This window comes from Rhizobium sp. BE258, from assembly GCF_031457345.1.
Lineage (GTDB): Bacteria > Pseudomonadota > Alphaproteobacteria > Rhizobiales > Rhizobiaceae > Rhizobium.
In genome coordinates, this window is the sequence record NZ_JAVDWL010000002.1 from 270,184 (window position 1) to 286,800 (window position 16,617).

The 16,617-nt window shown below is 61.0% G+C and carries 13 protein-coding genes; 5 read left to right on the top strand and 8 right to left on the bottom strand.

Annotated features, from left to right (window positions below; genetic code table 11):
• The first annotated feature begins 79 nt into the window (after positions 1-79).
• A complete protein-coding gene (locus tag J2X43_RS06575) occupies positions 80-1,075 on the top strand; it encodes a transporter (RefSeq protein WP_112386487.1) in 996 nt (331 codons plus the stop codon).
• A gap of 54 nt (positions 1,076-1,129) precedes the next feature.
• On the opposite strand, the gene J2X43_RS06580 is transcribed toward J2X43_RS06575, so the two are convergent.
• Both J2X43_RS06580 and J2X43_RS06585 read right to left on the bottom strand, forming a co-directional pair.
• Positions 1,130-1,591: a BA14K family protein gene (locus J2X43_RS06580; protein ID WP_310292279.1), complete on the bottom strand. Its 462-nt coding sequence runs from the start codon at positions 1,589-1,591 to the stop codon at positions 1,130-1,132.
• Between the two features lie 160 nt (positions 1,592-1,751).
• Positions 1,752-2,996, bottom strand: a complete 1,245-nt coding sequence (locus J2X43_RS06585; protein WP_310292281.1) for an aromatic ring-hydroxylating dioxygenase subunit alpha — start codon at positions 2,994-2,996, stop codon at positions 1,752-1,754.
• Positions 2,997-3,392: 396 nt separating this feature from the next.
• On the opposite strand from J2X43_RS06585, the gene J2X43_RS06590 reads away from it, so the two are divergent.
• Genes J2X43_RS06590 through J2X43_RS06600 form a run of 3 tightly spaced genes read left to right on the top strand, consistent with a single transcriptional unit; the run spans position 3,393 to position 6,469 of the window.
• Entirely contained in the window at positions 3,393-3,998 is a 606-nt protein-coding gene (locus tag J2X43_RS06590; RefSeq protein ID WP_112386519.1) for a DUF6656 family protein, read from the top strand.
• Positions 3,999-4,053: 55 nt separating this feature from the next.
• On the top strand, positions 4,054-5,028 hold the full coding sequence (locus J2X43_RS06595) for an L-threonylcarbamoyladenylate synthase (protein ID WP_310292284.1): 975 nt from the start codon (positions 4,054-4,056) through the stop codon (positions 5,026-5,028).
• A gap of 16 nt (positions 5,029-5,044) precedes the next feature.
• The gene (locus J2X43_RS06600; protein ID WP_310292286.1) at positions 5,045-6,469 is read left to right on the top strand and encodes an FAD-binding oxidoreductase; all 1,425 of its coding nucleotides are present in this window, start codon (positions 5,045-5,047) and stop codon (positions 6,467-6,469) included.
• On the opposite strand, the gene J2X43_RS06605 is transcribed toward J2X43_RS06600, so the two are convergent.
• The gene (locus J2X43_RS06605) at positions 6,466-9,294 is read right to left on the bottom strand and encodes a DUF1217 domain-containing protein (protein WP_310292289.1); all 2,829 of its coding nucleotides are present in this window, start codon (positions 9,292-9,294) and stop codon (positions 6,466-6,468) included. The genes J2X43_RS06600 and J2X43_RS06605 overlap by 4 nt on opposite strands.
• A 313-nt stretch (positions 9,295-9,607) precedes the next feature.
• On the opposite strand from J2X43_RS06605, the gene J2X43_RS06610 reads away from it, so the two are divergent.
• On the top strand, positions 9,608-10,174 hold the full coding sequence (locus J2X43_RS06610; protein WP_112386520.1) for a DUF6101 family protein: 567 nt from the start codon (positions 9,608-9,610) through the stop codon (positions 10,172-10,174).
• Between the two features lie 57 nt (positions 10,175-10,231).
• On the opposite strand, the gene ubiA is transcribed toward J2X43_RS06610, so the two are convergent.
• The 5 genes from ubiA to J2X43_RS06635 form a co-directional block, all read right to left on the bottom strand.
• Positions 10,232-11,191: a 4-hydroxybenzoate octaprenyltransferase gene (gene ubiA, locus J2X43_RS06615; RefSeq protein WP_310292296.1), complete on the bottom strand. Its 960-nt coding sequence runs from the start codon at positions 11,189-11,191 to the stop codon at positions 10,232-10,234.
• Positions 11,192-11,222: 31 nt separating this feature from the next.
• Positions 11,223-11,951, bottom strand: a complete 729-nt coding sequence (locus tag J2X43_RS06620; protein WP_310292299.1) for a hypothetical protein — start codon at positions 11,949-11,951, stop codon at positions 11,223-11,225.
• 71 nt (positions 11,952-12,022) lie between these two features.
• Complete coding sequence (locus J2X43_RS06625; protein WP_310292302.1) at positions 12,023-12,604, bottom strand: histidine phosphatase family protein; 582 nt, start codon at positions 12,602-12,604, stop codon at positions 12,023-12,025.
• Positions 12,605-12,657: 53 nt separating this feature from the next.
• Positions 12,658-13,917 carry a cyclopropane-fatty-acyl-phospholipid synthase family protein gene (locus J2X43_RS06630; protein WP_310292304.1) on the bottom strand — a complete coding sequence of 420 codons (1,260 nt, stop codon included), beginning with the start codon at positions 13,915-13,917 and terminating at the stop codon, positions 12,658-12,660.
• A 134-nt stretch (positions 13,918-14,051) separates the two neighbouring features.
• Complete coding sequence (locus J2X43_RS06635; RefSeq protein ID WP_310292306.1) at positions 14,052-16,358, bottom strand: Tex family protein; 2,307 nt, start codon at positions 16,356-16,358, stop codon at positions 14,052-14,054.
• Positions 16,359-16,617 lie beyond the last annotated feature (259 nt).

Below are 16,617 nucleotides of genomic sequence, written 5' to 3' on the forward strand. Positions count from 1 at the left end.
GTGCAAACAAACGTCATGGAGAATCTCTAGAGCGGAATGCAAAAAAGAGAATGACGGCTTTGCGAAGGACCGGTGACTGATGGATACACTGCCTGCCAATATCCCCGGCCTCATCTGGGCATACCGTTTCCCGGCAGGTTCGAAGACCGCGATCCGGCTTGACAACAGCGCGATGGCGGCGGAGCTGACGGCCGGAGACGGTTTCTACTGGCTGCATCTGAACCTGGCCGATGCGCGCGTCCCGGCGCTGCTGGACACGCTTGAAGGCCTGACCGAGGATGCCAAGTCGGCGCTGACGACGCGCGATACCCATGCGGCGCTCACCGTCGACGAGCAGATGCTCTACGGCACGCTCATCGACTGCCAGCGCGAATTCGACCAGGATACCGCCGATCTCGGCTGGCTGCATTTTGCGATCTCCGGCCGCTTCATCGTCACCACCCGGCTGCAGCCGCTGCGCAGCGCCGACCGGGCGCGGATCATGATCGAAAAGAACCCGGCAAAGTTCGAACGGCCGGTCGATATCTTCGAGCTGCTGGTGATCGAATTCCAGCGCACGTTGATCTCCGTCGTCATGGAACTGACGGAAGAGCTGAACCTGATAGAGGACTTCGTCTACGACAACACGCCGCGCGACGAGCGGCGGCGGCTGGCGCCGGTGCGCCGCACGGTCGTGCGCCTCCACCGCCACCTCAGAAACGTGCTGGCGCTGATGCGCCGGGCTTCGGCATCCGACGAGGACGAGATGCCCTTCGGTTTCGACGACATCGCTGGGCGGCTGACCAGCCGACTGGAGACGGTCGATCACGACATCTACGCGCTGCAGGAACGCGCCCGGCTGCTGCACGAAGAAATCGACTCGAAGCTGTCGTCGGAGACCAACCGCCACCTCTACATCCTGTCGATCATGACCGCCTTCCTGCTGCCGCCGACGCTGGTCACCGGCTTCTTCGGCATGAACACCGCTAATCTGCCCTTCGCCCAGGGGTCGGGCGGAACGGAATATGCGGTGGCGCTGATCCTCGCCTCGATCGTATTTGCCTGGTGGCTGCTGAAACGCGTCAACATTCTCTGACAGCAAAAAGCCCGGCATCTCTGCCGGGCCTTTATCATCTCGATGCGCTTTGTATCAGTAGGGCGAGTAGCACTGCTGGCGCGGGCCGTTATACGGCTGGAAGGTGTTGTCGTAGGCACGATACGAGCGGTAGCGGTTCTCGCACCACGACACATGGGCGGCCGTCAGACGCGGTGCGGCGTAGCGGGGCGGCGGCGCATAGTAGCGCGGCTGCGAAGCGATGGCACCACCGATGATCGCACCGGCACCGAAGGCAGCCAACGGATACCAGTAGCCGTTGTAGTGGCGGTAGCCGTTGCGATAATACGGATAGCCACGATAGCCGCCATACCAGCCGGGGCCCCGGCGCGGATAATAGCGGCGATACTGGACGTCCTGAATGCTGGAAGCCTGTTCCTGCTGCTGAATGACCTTCGGCGCTGCTGCCAGCGGCATGGCCTCAGACGGCAGGAAGCTCGTCAGGACAACAGCGGCGGACAGCACAGCGGCCGAAATCTTCTTACTGAGACCAATCATTGTCGTTCTCCATCCCAAGAGCGGAATTTGCCTGTCAGCAAACGCGCAGGGACGGAAAAGGTTCCCGGCACCGTTTTCTTCAAGCACGGGTTGAAATTACGAAAGCGCCGATGAACCGGAGATTAACCGGCTCATCGGCGCTGGCAAGATCACGCAAATGTCAGGCGACGACTGAGAGCTTCGCCTGATCGCCCTGCAGGCGATTGACCATGAAGTTCGAGTACCATTCGAGGAACTGCATGACGCCGCCCTCGTGCAGCATCGAATAGGGACCGGGCTCATAGGCCGGCGAGTGAATGCCGAAAGCGTTCTCTTCGACGATGCGGCGGTCCTGGTCGTTGGTCTCGGTCCAGACATGCGTCAGTTCTTCGAGATCGTAATCGACGCCTTCGACGGCATCCTTGTGAACGATCCACTTGGTCGTCACCGCGGTCTCGTTGGCGCTGAGCGGGATCACGCGGAAGGAGATCGCGTGGTCACCGAGCAGGTGATTCCAGGTGGTCGGATAGTGGAAGAGCAGCATCGTGCCGATACGGTCGATGGTGACGTCCTCGGACAGCTTGCGCTTGACCGCCGGGCGGCCCGACATGGTGTAGCTTTCGGCGTCCTCGATCAGTGGCATGCGCGCGGTACGGAACTGGCCGTCAGGCGAGATCTGGAACTTGCTCGGCAGGCCGGCGGCCTCGCAGCGAGCCCAGTGGCCGGCGATCTCCGGGTCATCGACACCGCCATCGGTACCGGTGACGCTCGGGGCTTCCGGATAGGTGCGGCAGAGTTCCGGGTGGTTTGCGGCGCAGTGATAGCACTCGCGGTTGTTTTCCCAGACGAGCTTCCAGTTGCCCTTCTCGATGATGGTGCTCTGGAAGGCGATCTTCCCTTCGGCGAGGCGATGCGGCAGCATGTAAGGCGTCACCATGTCGCGAACCGGCTGGAAATCCGGCGCCTTGTCGGCGAGGCAGATGAAGATATAGCCGCCGAAGCTTTCGCAATGGATCGGCTTCAGGCTGAAACCGCTCTTGTCGAAATCGTCGCCCATGTGGCGGGCGAAGGCGAGCTTGCCATCGAGATCGTAGGCCCACTGGTGATAGGGACAGACGAGGCGGACCGACGAGCCATGCTCCTTGGTGCAGACGCGCGAGCCGCGGTGGCGGCAGGAATTGTGGAAGGCGCGGATGACATTGTCGCGGCCGCGAACGATTACGACGGGATACTGGCCGATCTGCACCGTGAAATAGGCGCCGGGCTTCGGCAGCTCGCAATCATGGCCCATGAAGAGCCAGTCGCGGTAATAGATCATTTCCATATCGAGCTTGAAATAATCCTCGTCGATATAGAAGGGCTGCTCAAGGCTGAAGCCTTCGCGCCGGTTTTTGAGCTGCCGCAAAACGTTGCTTCGAATGTCCATTTGCATATCCTCGTGCAATCGGCTCAGCCATCAAAGGCATGGCTTTTGGAAGCGATCGCTTCCCTCCCTTCCGGGAGCATTAGTCATGGGGGCATTTAAGCACCGGGCATCCCCGGTTCTTGGTTGTAAAGCGACATCGGCTTCGAAATTGACGACAGGATGACGAGCGGCTGCGAAAATCGGAGCCCCGATGGATTTTCCACTCTTTTCATTCGATTGCGACATCACAAGAAGAACTGCCGCCGCCCGCTTTCCGCTTTCTCAAAGGCAATATTATCCCAGATACGACACGATGGCACTGCAAGTTTTCGGGGGGCGATGCCATTGGCGGCCTTAAGGGCGCATTAAGCATGAACTCCTATTCTTGTGGCAGAGACAAACGCGGGAATGCGGATCATGGCGAAACTTCGCTATTTCGACGCCAAGGACGAAACCAGACCGGAGGAGGCTCCTGCGGCGCCCCATTCCGAGTTTCTGCGGACGGGAAAGATCACCCGTGACCGCGCTCACTGGCTGGCGGAAGAGCGCCGCTACCTGACGCATGACGAAGTTGCCGAGAAGACCGGCCGTAAACTGCAATCGGCCGGAAACCAGGCACATCAGCAGATCAACGGCTTTCATCGGGCTATCCAGTTCCCCAAGATGGTATTTCACCGGACGCTCAGCGACAGCCCGCATCTCGGCTACTGTCATGTGACGGCCTCGCGCACCAAGTTTGCGCGCTACGAGGAAGTCAGCTGGGCTTTCTATATCGCCAATTTCTATGCCGATATCGGCGACAACGACAACTTCTTCCACAAGATCAACATGCAATATTCGCGCATGTATTTCGCCGTGGCGATCAAGCCTGGCGAGCATACGGCCGAGAAGATGACGATCGACCGGTCGGTGCGCGGCAACGGCGTGCTATTCCGCACCGACGATCCGCAGGCTGCGATCCGCAACGTCCTGCTGCTTGGCGCACGCAACGAGCAGCTCCGGGAAATCATTCGCCAGCTCTGATATTGATCGCAGGCGCTCAAGAGCATAAGGGACTGCCTGAGATTATAGGCAGTTCATGGCACGTATCATCGACATTACCGCAAGCAGGGAAGACGCGCTCAGCGCAGCCTCTGCCGTGCTTGGCGAAGGCTATCCGGTGGCGATCCCGACCGAGACCGTTTACGGCCTTGCGGCCGATGCCACCAACCCCGCCGCCATTGCCCGGATCTATGAGACCAAGGGCCGCCCGCAGTTCAATCCGCTGATCTGCCATATGGCCGACCTTGCGATGGCGGAGGAATATGCGGTCTTCGATCCGCTCTCGCGGCTTCTGGCTGAGGCCTTCTGGCCCGGGCCGCTGTCCCTGGTGCTGCCGCTGAAAGAGCAGAGCGGCATTCATGCCCTGGCAACCGCTGGGCTCGACACCGTCGGGATCCGGATTCCGAAGGGTTTTGCCGGCGAGCTGATCCGCACCTTCGGAAAGCCGCTTGCCGCCCCCAGCGCAAACACGTCCGGCAAGATCAGCGCCACCAGCGCAGACCACGTCGCCGATGATCTCGGCGGCAAGATCCGTTTGATCCTCGACGCGGGGGCGAGTGACGTCGGCGTCGAGTCGACGATCGTCAAGGTCGAGAACGGCGAGATGACACTGCTGAGGCCCGGCGGGCTGGCAGCCGCGGACATCGAGCGCGTTGCGGGCAAGCGCCTGCGCCGCAGGAAGAAGGCCTCGGCAGCCATCGAAGCGCCGGGCATGCTTGCCTCGCATTATGCGCCGGGTGCCGCCGTGCGGCTCGATGCCGATGCCGTCCTGCCTGGCGAGGCACTGATCCTGTTCGGGCGAGCTGAAATCCGCGGCATTGCAGATGCAGCAATCCAGCTGAACCTCAGCCCCGCAGGCGACCTTGCCGAGGCAGCCACCAACCTGTTCGACTACATGAAGAAAGCCGATGCCAGCGGCGCGGCGACGATCGCGTTTTCACCAATCCCCGATGAGGGACTTGGCGAGGCGATCAACGACCGCCTGAGGCGCGCTGCCGCACCGCGCGAATAACAAGGACCGAGCCCCGATGAGCGTATCCCCGGAACTTCTCGACCGCTTCACCGCCATCGTCGGCGAAAAATATGCACTGCGCAGCGAGGCCGAACTTGCACCGCACCTGGTCGAGAACCGCGGCCTCTATCACGGCTCCTCCCCTCTCCTCCTGAAGCCTGCCAATGCCGGTGAAGTCTCAGCGATCCTGAAGCTTGCCACCGAGACCGGCACCGCAGTCGTGCCGCAGACAGGCAATACCGGGCTGGTCGGCGGGCAGACGCCACGCGAAGGCAAGTCCGACATCATCATCTCGCTGGAGCGCATGAACAAGATTCGCGATGTGGATCCGGTCGCCAACGTTCTGGTTGCTGACGGCGGCGCCATTCTGGCCGAAGTGCAGAAGGCGGCGGAGGCGCACGGGCGGCTGTTTCCGCTGTCGCTCGGCTCCGAGGGCTCCTGCCGTATCGGCGGCAACCTGTCGACCAATGCCGGCGGTACGGCGGTGCTGGCCTATGGCAATATGCGCCAGCTCTGCCTTGGCCTCGAGGTGGTGCTGCCGACCGGCGAGATCTGGGACGGACTGCGGCGGCTGAAGAAGGACAATACCGGATACGACCTCCGCGACCTGTTCATCGGGGCCGAAGGGACGCTCGGCATCATTACCGGGGCAGTGCTGAAGCTCTTCCCGCAGCCGCTCGGCAAGCAGGTGGCCTTTGCCGGGATCGGCAGCGTCGAGGACGCGCTGGCGCTCTTCAATCTGGCAGGCAGCCTTTGCGGCACCTCGCTGACCGGCTTCGAGCTGATGCCGCGCTTCGGTGTCGAGATCACCAGCAAGCATATCGACGGTGTACGCGATCCGTTGGAAAGCCCGCACCCCTGGTATGTGCTGATCGACATCTCGACCTCGGATTCGGCCGAAACCGCCGAGCGGATGATGAACGCGCTTCTGGAAAAAGGTTTTGAGGAAGGCCTGGTACAGGATGCGGCGATCGCCTCATCGGTTGCCCAGCAGCAGGCGCTCTGGCACATGCGCGAAAGCATGTCGGAGGCGCAGAAGCCCGAGGGCGGTTCGATCAAGCACGATGTCTCGGTGCCAGTTTCGCGGATCCCGCATTTCATGGCGGAAGCGGCCGAGGCCGTGATGGCGGCGATGCCCGGCGCGCGCATCTGCGCCTTCGGCCATATGGGCGACGGCAACATCCACTACAACATCTCGCAGCCCATCGGCGCCGACAAGAACGCCTTCATTGCCCGATGGCGTGAAATGAACGGGATCGTGCATGGAATCGTGCGCGCCCATGGCGGCTCGATCTCGGCCGAGCATGGTATCGGTCAGCTGAAGCGCGACGAGCTCGCCGCGATCCGCTCCGAAATCGAGATGGATCTGATGCGCCGCATCAAGCGCGCCTTCGACCCCGCCGGCATCATGAACCCCGGCAAGGTCGTCAACCTCGATTAACCGAGGACGCCGGCCGCCTTGGTGGTTCCGCCATTCGTCAGGATCTGCAAGGCGGGCGCCTGGGTGGTGCTGTTCTGGATGTCGTACATCGCCGTGAAGCGCTTCACCAGCTTGTCGACCTTCTTGGGATCGCCGAGATCCTTCAGATCCATGAACTTCTGCAGCATCGCCACCTGCTTGTCGACATCCATGCTGGAAACCTGGCTCGGCAAGTTGAAGGCCGTCTGGACGACCTGGAACAGCGCCTTGTCACCAAGGATCGTGTAGAGCGACGTAATGTTCGGCGCCTGGCGGGTGAAGTAGAGCGCAAGACGGGTGCCGTCGTTGTTCTGCCCCTGCTGCGTTTCCAGCGTCTGCGCCAGATAGCCCTGCTGCGTGCGGTCGAGCGCACCCTGGTCCTGGACCGCGCCAAGCTTGGAGCGCGTCAGATTGCCGTCCTTGTCGAAGTTGAAGTCGGCGACGACGTCCTTGAACTTGGTATCGGCCCTCGTGTTCAGGTAGCTCTTCGGATCGGCGGGGTCAGAGGTGAAGATCTTCTTCAGCGTATCCTTCTTGTAGTCCTTCGGGTCGAGACCGACGGACTTGAGGATGAAGTCGGTGAGCTTGGTGTTGCCCAGCAAGTCGTCCAGCGACTTCACATCGTCCATGCCCTTGGCGAACGCATCGACGTCCTTCGCCGCATCCTTCGATGCCTTGTCCTTGGCCGGCCCGTCAGCCATGAACATCAGCAGGTGCGACTTGTAGTTGGTCGCGTATTTCGCCATCGACGCGTCGGAGAGCGGCGCCAGATGCTGACCGATCTTGCCATCGCTGCCGAAGTTGAAGGCGCGGGCGAAATTGGTGATGCGCTCATCCTTCAAGGAAGCGACATAGCCCTTCGGATCGTAGGCATCGCTCGTCAGCACCTTGCGGGCCATCGACTTCGGGAGGTCCGCTTCCGTCAAGCCAAAGGCCTGCAGCGCGACATGATACATGTCGGGAAGGTCGTCGTTTCTCTTGCTGAAGTCGATCTGCTTGTTGTCGCGCAGGAAGTCGTTGATATTCTTGACGTCCGAGAACGTCCCTGTGCCGACGCTCGAGGTAATGAGGTTCTTGTAGTTCGTGGTGATGTCATCCATGAAGTCGTTGGCTTCATCGTCGTAGCGCTTCATGTACTGCGTCGAGGTCTGCGTGGTAGCTGCAGCGCTCTGGGCACCATCGGGCGACGTGACCGTCCCATCCGTATTGAAGTTAAAGGCGTCGTGAAGCTCTGTGAGGCCAAGCTGGCCGGCGAGGCCCGAATTGACCAACACCTGGCGCAGGCCGGTATTATCAAGCCCGTCGACAAGACCGCTACCATAGCCATGCCTGCCAAGGCTGTAGGCTGCCTTGATGTAAGACGTCATGCGGTCGTCGGCCATCAGCTGATCGACGTTGGTGATCGTCTTGATCGTCTTTTCGAAATAGGACTTGTTGAAGGCCGCCGCCGCTGGCGTGACGTAATAGACGTCGTCAGGCTCGCCTGGTGCGTCGTCGTAGTCCACGACCTTCTGCAGAGAATTCAGTGTGTACTTCTCGAGGATGCCGTTCTTCTGATCGGTCGTCTGCGCTGCGCCGACCGTCGAACCATCGGCATTGAAATTGAAAGCCGAGGGCGCATCGGGCGCGCCCACCGAGGCCGCGTAAGCAGGATCGGTCAGCAGCTTTGTGACATTCTCATCGGTCATCGACATCGGCACGCCGAAGGCGACCTTGACATAGGAGGATAGGCCGGGATCGGCGACGATATCGTCGGCACCGGTCACGGTTTCCATGATCCGCTTGTAGTAAGCCGTCGACTGATCGAAGCGGGTAGCGGCGGTCACCGTCTGCGCGGCGGTCTGCGCGCTGCCGTTCACACTGCCATCGGCATTGAAGCTGAAGGCCGAGTTGAGGGTCGTGTAACCTTTGGCCGCGGCTTCCGTCGGATCGGTCAGATAAGTCTTCAGGTCGGCATCCGAAACGGTGCTGCCGACATTGTAGACCGCGCGGACGAAATTGTTGAGCTTCTGGTCCGACAGCAACTGATCGACATTGGCAATGCTGCCGATCGCCGACTGGAAATAGTCCTTGCCGTTGGCATTGGCGCGGCTGACCAGATCGGTCTGCTGCGTGGCAGTCTGCGGCGGCTGCGGCGTCGCACCGGTCGTGCCGTCGGCAGCGAAATTGAAGTAGCTGGCCATATCCTGATACTTGGCGTTGGCCTGCGTATTGACGAAGCTGTTCGGATCGCTGACGTCGCTCGTCAGAACATTCTTCAGGAAGCTGTTCGAGACATAAGTGCCGTCGATGCCGAAGGTCTTGAACACGAAGTCCTTGAGACGCGGATCGCCGACCAGATCATCGACACTCGTCACATCGCGCATCGCCGATTTGAAATAGGCAGACTCGGTCGCGGCGTCCTTGCCGCTATCCTGATACGACTGCGTGTAGAGGCCGATCATGTCGTCCTCCTGAGAGGAGGTCTGAGCCTGTGGCGCTGCCGTGTGAAAATTAAAGGCGGCGGCGAATGTCTTGTAACGGGAATCGGCCAGCTTGTTGGCGAAGCTGTTGGCGTCGGTCAGATCGCTCTCCAAAACCTTCTTCATGAAGGCCTTGGCATAGGTCATATCGCTGAGACCGTAGGCGTCCATGGCATAGCTATAGAGCTTATAGTTGCCGAGAAAATCGTCTACGTCTTTGACCTTGTTGATGTTCGCCGCATAGTAATCGGCATTGCTCTTGACGGTCGACTGGGATGCGACACGATCGAGGCTCGTCTTCATATCTTTCGACAATATCGCGTAAGCAACGGAAGATGAAATCATCGAGAGCGCCCTTTTCGGGAAAATACCTAAAAGAATAACGGGATATCCTGTCTCGATTTTGCCACTTAAAGCTTACTTGAGGCTTACCGACGCGGGTGCCGTTATGGCACATGCTCTTATGAGACAACGTTCACATTCCAGAAACCCTGCCACATTCGATTTTGATAACCATCAGGAAAGGCAGCGTTTTCTTAACCGCAAATTTTAAGCGGTCCGGAAGAGGCCGCGCCTATTGTCGAGCCATAGAGGGCGAAAAAGCCCCGAGGAGAAGACCGGAAACCGGCTCTCAGGTAAGACAAGGGTAGAAATGAACATGAACAACACCGTTATGAAGCCCGCATGGGCTGGTACGACACTGCGCCTCGATCCGTCGCGCTTTCCCCAGCAGGTCAGCTACGCCATCCATGACGCCTCCGGTGACGTCAACATAACGATCGACGAACGTGGCGCCATCCTGCGCAAGGTTCTCCCCTCCAGCGGCCTGCCGCTCTCCATCGCCCTGCCGAAGCGCGCCTTCAAGGGTGTTGCAGCCCGGGCGATCGACCATGGTGACGGCGAAGTGACCGTGACCTTGGAACTCCACCACGAAGATCCCGATCTCTGCGTGCCGCTCCTCGTGGCCCACGATCTCGGCGATATCGCCGCCGACTGGCGCGGCTGGTCGGAAGCCTTCCGCATTCCGATGCTGATGGTCGAGGCCGATGGCGTTGCCCGCCCGCTGGAAGAACATCTCGGCGATCTGCGCACCAGCCACATGAAGCCGCGCCGCCGCCACTCCTATTTCGCCAACCGCCGCCCGCGCTTCCTGGTGCGCCGCACGACCGGCAAGCTCGGTGTCTCGATGAAGATCGAAGGCAAGGAAATCATCGCCCGCAACTGATCGCGGCGACAGAACGCAAACAGAAAACCCGGCCTTGCGCCGGGTTTTCTGTTTTGATCAGGGCATCGTCAGAAGCAACGAGACGAATAGACCGGCAAAGATGATCAGGCCGACCCGGTTGTTCGACTTGAAGAGATAGAGGCACTGGTCGCCATCGTTGATATCGAGCTTGACGATCTGCCAGGCAAACATGCCGGCAGCGATCGCGAGGCCGAGATAGGCGACAGGCCCGACGCCTGCCAGCCAGAAGGCAAGCAGCATCAGCACCAGCGTCGCCCCGTAAAGGCCGATCAGCCACTGGCGGGTGCGGTCGCCAAAGAGACGCGCCGTGGAACGGACGCCGATCAGCTCGTCATCTTCCTTGTCCTGATGCGCATAGATCGTGTCGTAACCGATCGTCCAGACGACGGAGGCGATATAGAGCGAGACGGCGGCGAGTGACAGCGTCCCGAAAATGCCCGCCCAGCCCATCAGCGCGCCCCAAGAGAAGGCAAGGCCGAGGAAGAATTGCGGCCAGTCGGTGAAGCGCTTTGCGAATGGGTAGAGCGCCACGATGGCGAGCGACAGGATGCCGAGAATGACGGAAAACCAGTTGAACTGCAGCAGAACGATCAGGCCAACGAGGGCTTGGAGAACGATGAAGATCTTCGTCTGCGTGCGGGTAACACGGCCCGATGGCAGCGGACGCGAGCGCGTGCGGGCCACTTCCATATCGATCTTGTGGTCGACGAGATCATTATAGGCACAGCCGGCACCGCGCATGGCGACCGAGCCGACGAAATAGAGGCACAGATGATAGACCGTGCGCCCGCCGGAAAAACTGCCGGCGGCAGCGGCTGCATTGGCGGCAAGCGCCACCGACCAGAAGCACGGCCACATCAGCAACTGCCAGCCGATTGGCCGGTCCCAGCGCGCCAGCTGCGCATAAGGCCACAGCCAGGGTGGCAGGATCCGGTAAACCCAATTGTCCGAAGGCGCGTCGGCGACTCGCCCGTTCAGTCCGTCGATCTTTTGCATGGGGTCATCTAGCGACGGTGAGCGCGGCGGGTCAAGCGGGCATGGTGGCAGACCGTCCCGCGTTCGGCTGGCCAGCAAGATAGACGTGCGCGAGAACAATGGCAGAATAACTCACGCTTACCGCCTGAGCGAAGGCGGCAACAGCGGACACCAGAAGCGTTAGCGCATAGGCGCTATTGCCAGAGATCAGCGACGGTGACTTTTCAAGCTCTGAAGCACCAATGACAAGAAGGAGAGTGAGAAGAAGCGGCAGGAAGATTGCCGCGATCAATCGGCCGAATGTTGGAAGAAATTGCGACACGCCCCGGCGAAAGGCGCTGGCAAACGAGGTTCCAATACCGGCGATGCCGGACGCAGGCCATGTGCCCAAGAGCGCCATAAGCAAAGCATACGCAACGAAAACGATGCATATAAAGGCGAGCAGACTGATGGGAAGCAGATCATCGCCCGGAGTTAAGGGGAATAGCACAAAGACGGGCAGGCAGACGATGACCGCACTCAAAATCAGCGCGATGGTCTTCAGGAAATACGGCAACGTCTTTCCAAAACCCATGCGTTTTCCGACGTCATTGAACGTAGTTGAATGAATGATCGCGCCCTGAACACACATAGCGACATACGACCAGACAAAGAAAGTCGCGCCGCCCGAGCTTCGCCTTCCGGAGAAGTCGTCCAATACGCCAAGTCCGACAAGACAACCCACCACAACCGCATACATCGTCCAGTTCTTGCGGATAACACTAAAAGTCTCGCTCAGCATTCTGCCCTCCCCTGCAGCCAATACAACCAATCAAACTGAGTCGTGGAGATCAGTCAAAAAAGAGGCCAGGCCTACCGCCCATTCCACCGCCGGATCACCGGCTCGGTCAGGTCGTGCTCGTAGCCGAGGACGCTGATGCTCGCCGTATCCAGCACGAATTTCGATCCGTCCTCAGGCGGCAGGCCGAGCCAGCGGGCGGCCAGCACGCGCAGGAAATGGGAGCTGGAGAAGATCAGGACCGGGGCGTTGAGCGCGCGCAGTTCGGCGATGATGCGGCCGGCGCGGGTGCCGGTGTCGGCCGCGGTTTCGCCGTTGGGGCAGCCGTCGCGGAAGAGCTGCCAGCCTGGGCGGGTTTTCAGGATTTCCTTTGTGGTGATGCCTTCATAGGCGCCGTAGTCCCATTCGGCGAGATCATCCTTGATGACGGCATTGGCTCCGAAGCCTGCGAGGCTGCAGGTGTTGCGGGCGCGTTGCGACGGGCTTGACCAGACGGCGGATGCCGGAACGCCCTGGAGACGGGCGGCGAGGCCGCGGGCGGCTTCTTCGCCCTTGGCGGTCAGCGGGATATCGCTGCGGCCGGTATGCTGGCCAGTCAGGCTCCATTCGGTTTCGCCGTGACGCACCAGGGTTATTTCGGGATGGGCGCTGGCCATGACAACAATGATCCTTGAAGCGAAAAGCGCGGCTCGATGGCCGCGCTCGATTGTCAGAAGCTAATCTTTTCCAAAGGCGGACGCACCGCCTCGAATTCCTTCAGCTTCGTTTCCGCCGCCGGAATGTAATTGCGGTTATCGGGCGTCGAATACTGGTTCTTGGTAATCTGGATCTGCATGATGAACAGCTCGTCCCAGCGGAAGCCGATCTCGGAACCGGCGAGATAGAACTCCCACATGCGGAAGAAGCGTTCGTCATAGAGCGCCACTGCCTCGGCCTTGTGGGCGACGAAGCGGTCGCGCCAGTGGCGCAGCGTGTAGGCGTAATGCAGCGGCAGGACTTCGACGTCGCGGACCAGCAGCCCTGCTTTCTCGATCGCCGGAATGGTTTCGCCGATCGAGGGGATATAGCCCTGCGGAAAGATATATTTTTCGATGAAGGCGTTGGTGGCGAAGCTCGGTTTCGGGCGCGCGATCGAATGCAGGAGCATGACGCCGTCATCAGCCAGAAGTTCGTGCACTTTACGGAAATAATTGGCGAAATTGCCGATGCCGACATGCTCGAACATGCCGACGGAGACGATGCGGTCGAAGGGCTTGGCCCGCATCGTCCGGTAATCCTGCAGCTCGAAGCGGACGCGATCGGCAAGGCCGCGCTTTTCGGCGCGGTCGCGCGAGATCTTCAGCTGCTCTTCGCTCAGCGTGATGCCGGTATGATCGAGACCCGGTGTCGCCTCGGCGATATAGAGGCCCATGCCGCCCCAGCCGGAGCCGATCTCCAGCACGCGCTGGTTCGGCTGCAGCAGCATCTTGGCGGCGATATGGCGCTTCTTGGCGACCTGCGCTTCCTCCAGGCTGATGCCCGGCGGATCGAAATAGGCGCAGGAATATTGCCAGTCCTCATCCAGGAACAGCTCGAACAGCCGCTCCGACAGATCATAGTGATGGGCGACGTTGCGCTTGTTGTGATTGACCGGCAGACGGCTCTTCAGCTGCTGCAGGGCGATGCGGCCGATGAGAAGCGCCGCCATCGGAATGTCAAAGATCTCGTTGGTGGTGTTCTGCTTCACCATGGCGAGGAAGTCGTAGATGTTGCCGTGTTCAAGAATGAACCGGCCATCCATATACATTTCGCCGAGCTTGAGGGTGGGGTCGCGGCGGATCAGCTTTTCCGCCTCTTCATCGGCGATGCGGACGGCGACCAGATCGCCGCTGCCATCACCGACCGTATGTGTCTCGCCGTTGGCGAGTGTAAGCTTCAAGTTACCCTTGCGGATGATTTTCTGGACAATCGACAGGAATCCCGACGCCATGATGAGGCCTCGCAATGTGACAGGACGGTCACATCAACTTAATAGCTCTCTCGTGTCTGACAAGCGCACAGTTTAGCACTTTGGCAACAACGCTGCCAAAGTGTGACATTTTTGCAAATATCAGCCCTAAGTGCTTATTTTCGCTTCATTGCTTCGGCCAGCGCGGCGCCAAAAGCGCCTTGGCTCTCGGGTTTTGACGGCGCAGGGCGGGAAGAATTCTGCGACCGGGGCGCGTTGTTCGTCCGCTGCTCGCCTCGCGGCGGGGGTGCTGTGCCATCGTCCTTGCGCATCGAAAGAGCGATGCGTTTGCGCTTGGCATCGACCTCGACGACGCGGACTTTCACGACATCACCGGCTTTGACGACCTCATGCGGATCCTTCACGAAGCGGTCGGCGAGCTGCGAAACGTGGACAAGGCCATCCTGATGCACGCCGATATCGACGAAAGCGCCGAAGGCCGCGACATTGGTGACCGTGCCCTCGAGCATCATGCCGGGCTTCAGGTCGGAGATCTCGTTGACGCCTTCGGCGAAGGTCGCGGTCTTGAAGCTCGGGCGCGGGTCGCGGCCGGGCTTTTCCAGCTCCGAGATGATGTCCTTGACGGTCGGCAGGCCGAACTGTTCGTCAATGAACTTGCGCGGATCGAGCCCCTTCAAGAGGACGCTGTCGCCCATCAGCGAGCGCAGATCGCGGCCGCAGGCGGCGACGATCTTCTTGGCGACGCCATAGGCTTCCGGATGGACCGAGGAAGCGTCGAGCGGCTCCTTGCCATCGCGGATACGCAGGAAGCCCGCCGCCTGTTCGAAGGTGCGGCCGCCAAGACGGGCGACCTTCAAGAGATCCTTGCGGCTTGCAAAGGGGCCGTTCTGATCGCGGTGGACGACGATGGAATCGGCGATCGAGCGGCTGAGGCCGGAAACGCGCGACAGCAGCGGCGCCGACGCGGTATTCAGATCGACGCCGACGGCATTGACGGCATCTTCGACGACGGCATCGAGCGAGCGGGAGAGTTTGCCCTGATCGACATCGTGCTGATACTGGCCGACGCCGATCGACTTCGGCTCGATCTTGACGAGTTCGGCCAGCGGATCCTGCAGGCGGCGGGCGATGGAGACGGCGCCGCGTAAGGAGACGTCGAGATCGGGGAATTCGGCGGCAGCGGTCGCCGATGCCGAATAGACGGAGGCCCCCGCTTCGGAGACGATGACCTTGGTGGGCTTCGTGCCCGGAAGCTCGGCCAGCATGTCGGCCACCAGCTTTTCGGTCTCGCGGCTGCCGGTGCCGTTGCCGATCGAGATCAGCTCGACATTGTGCTTGCGGATCAGCGAAGCGAGCTCGACCTGGGCGCCGCGCACATCGTTTCTCGGCTGGAACGGATAGACGGTGGAGGTGGCGACCACCTTGCCGGTGCCATCGACGACAGCGACCTTGACGCCGGTGCGGATGCCCGGGTCGAGGCCCATCGTGGCGCGGGATCCGGCGGGGGCCGCGAGCAGCAGATCCTTAAGATTGCGGGCGAAGACGTGGATCGCCTCTTCCTCGGCACGCTCGCGCAGCTCACGCATCAGGTCGAGCGACAGCGACATGGAGAGTTTGACGCGCCAGGTCCAGGTGGCGACATCGAGCAGCCAGCGGTCGCCCGGGCGGGAATCGCCGATCTCGTAGGCGATGGCGATCATCCGCTCGACCGGCTTGTTCGGCGATGCGGTCTCGGCATCGGCCTCGATCGTCAGCGTCAGCACTTCCTCGTTCCAGCCGCGCAGCATGGCGAGCACGCGGTGGCCGGAGGCGGTTGCCCAGCGTTCGGAATGGTCGAAATAGTCGGAGAACTTTTCGCCCGCCGCCTGCTTACCATCGACGACCTTGGCTTTCAGGAGTGCGGCACTGCGCATATGGGCGCGCAGCTTGCCGAGCAGATCGGCATTTTCGGCAATGCCTTCGGCGACGATATCGCGGGCGCCTTCCTGCGCCGTCTTCACATCGGGGACGTCGGCGGTGATGTAACCTTCGGCCAGCGTTGCCGGCTCCTTTGCCCGGTCGGCGAGGATCGCTTCGGCGAGCGGCCCGAGGCCGCGCTCGCGGGCAATCTCGGCGCGGGTGCGGCGCTTCGGCTTGTAGGGCAGATAGAGGTCTTCGAGCTCGGCCTTGGTGGCGGCGCCCGAAAGCTTGCCCATCAGCTCGTCGGTCATCTTGCCCTGCGAGTTGATGGATTCGACGATGGTGTCGCGGCGCGCTTCAAGTTCGCGCAGATAGACCAGGCGCTCGGCGAGGTTTCTAAGCTGCGTATCGTCGAGGCCGCCGGTCACTTCCTTGCGGTAGCGGGCGATGAAGGGAACCGTCGCGCCCTCGTCCAGCAACTCGATCGCCGCCTTGGCCTGATCCGGCCGGGCGTTGATTTCCGAGGCGATGACGGCGGAGAGCGAGCGAAGGTCTGCGGCCATGGGATTCCCTGATCGTTGACAAAAGTTGGCGGACCATAGCGGCGAAAAACGGCAAGGCAATGCCCGAGGGCGGTTTCCACAGTGGAAAGGCGACGTCAGCGTTTGTGGCGCCACCCCCTCTGCCCTGCCGGGCATCTCCCCCACAAGGAGGGAGATCGACTCGTTGCGCGCATCTCCCCAAACAATCAAGGTCGGAACGAGCGGGCGCGCCCAGCCAATCTCCCCACCTGTGGGGGGAGATGCCCGGCAGGGCAGAGGG

Bases quoted from the DNA above. Each gene is read 5' to 3' on its own strand.
- J2X43_RS06575 (WP_112386487.1), top strand. From the start codon at position 80: ATGGATACACTGCCTGCCAATATCCCCGGCCTCATCTGGGCATACCGT.
- J2X43_RS06580 (WP_310292279.1), bottom strand. From the start codon at position 1,591: ATGATTGGTCTCAGTAAGAAGATTTCGGCCGCTGTGCTGTCCGCCGCT.
- J2X43_RS06585 (WP_310292281.1), bottom strand. From the start codon at position 2,996: ATGGACATTCGAAGCAACGTTTTGCGGCAGCTCAAAAACCGGCGCGAA.
- J2X43_RS06590 (WP_112386519.1), top strand. From the start codon at position 3,393: ATGGCGAAACTTCGCTATTTCGACGCCAAGGACGAAACCAGACCGGAG.
- J2X43_RS06595 (WP_310292284.1), top strand. From the start codon at position 4,054: ATGGCACGTATCATCGACATTACCGCAAGCAGGGAAGACGCGCTCAGC.
- J2X43_RS06600 (WP_310292286.1), top strand. From the start codon at position 5,045: ATGAGCGTATCCCCGGAACTTCTCGACCGCTTCACCGCCATCGTCGGC.
- J2X43_RS06605 (WP_310292289.1), bottom strand. From the start codon at position 9,294: ATGATTTCATCTTCCGTTGCTTACGCGATATTGTCGAAAGATATGAAG.
- J2X43_RS06610 (WP_112386520.1), top strand. From the start codon at position 9,608: ATGAACAACACCGTTATGAAGCCCGCATGGGCTGGTACGACACTGCGC.
- ubiA (WP_310292296.1), bottom strand. From the start codon at position 11,191: ATGCAAAAGATCGACGGACTGAACGGGCGAGTCGCCGACGCGCCTTCG.
- J2X43_RS06620 (WP_310292299.1), bottom strand. From the start codon at position 11,951: ATGCTGAGCGAGACTTTTAGTGTTATCCGCAAGAACTGGACGATGTAT.
- J2X43_RS06625 (WP_310292302.1), bottom strand. From the start codon at position 12,604: ATGGCCAGCGCCCATCCCGAAATAACCCTGGTGCGTCACGGCGAAACC.
- J2X43_RS06630 (WP_310292304.1), bottom strand. From the start codon at position 13,917: ATGGCGTCGGGATTCCTGTCGATTGTCCAGAAAATCATCCGCAAGGGT.
- J2X43_RS06635 (WP_310292306.1), bottom strand. From the start codon at position 16,358: ATGGCCGCAGACCTTCGCTCGCTCTCCGCCGTCATCGCCTCGGAAATC.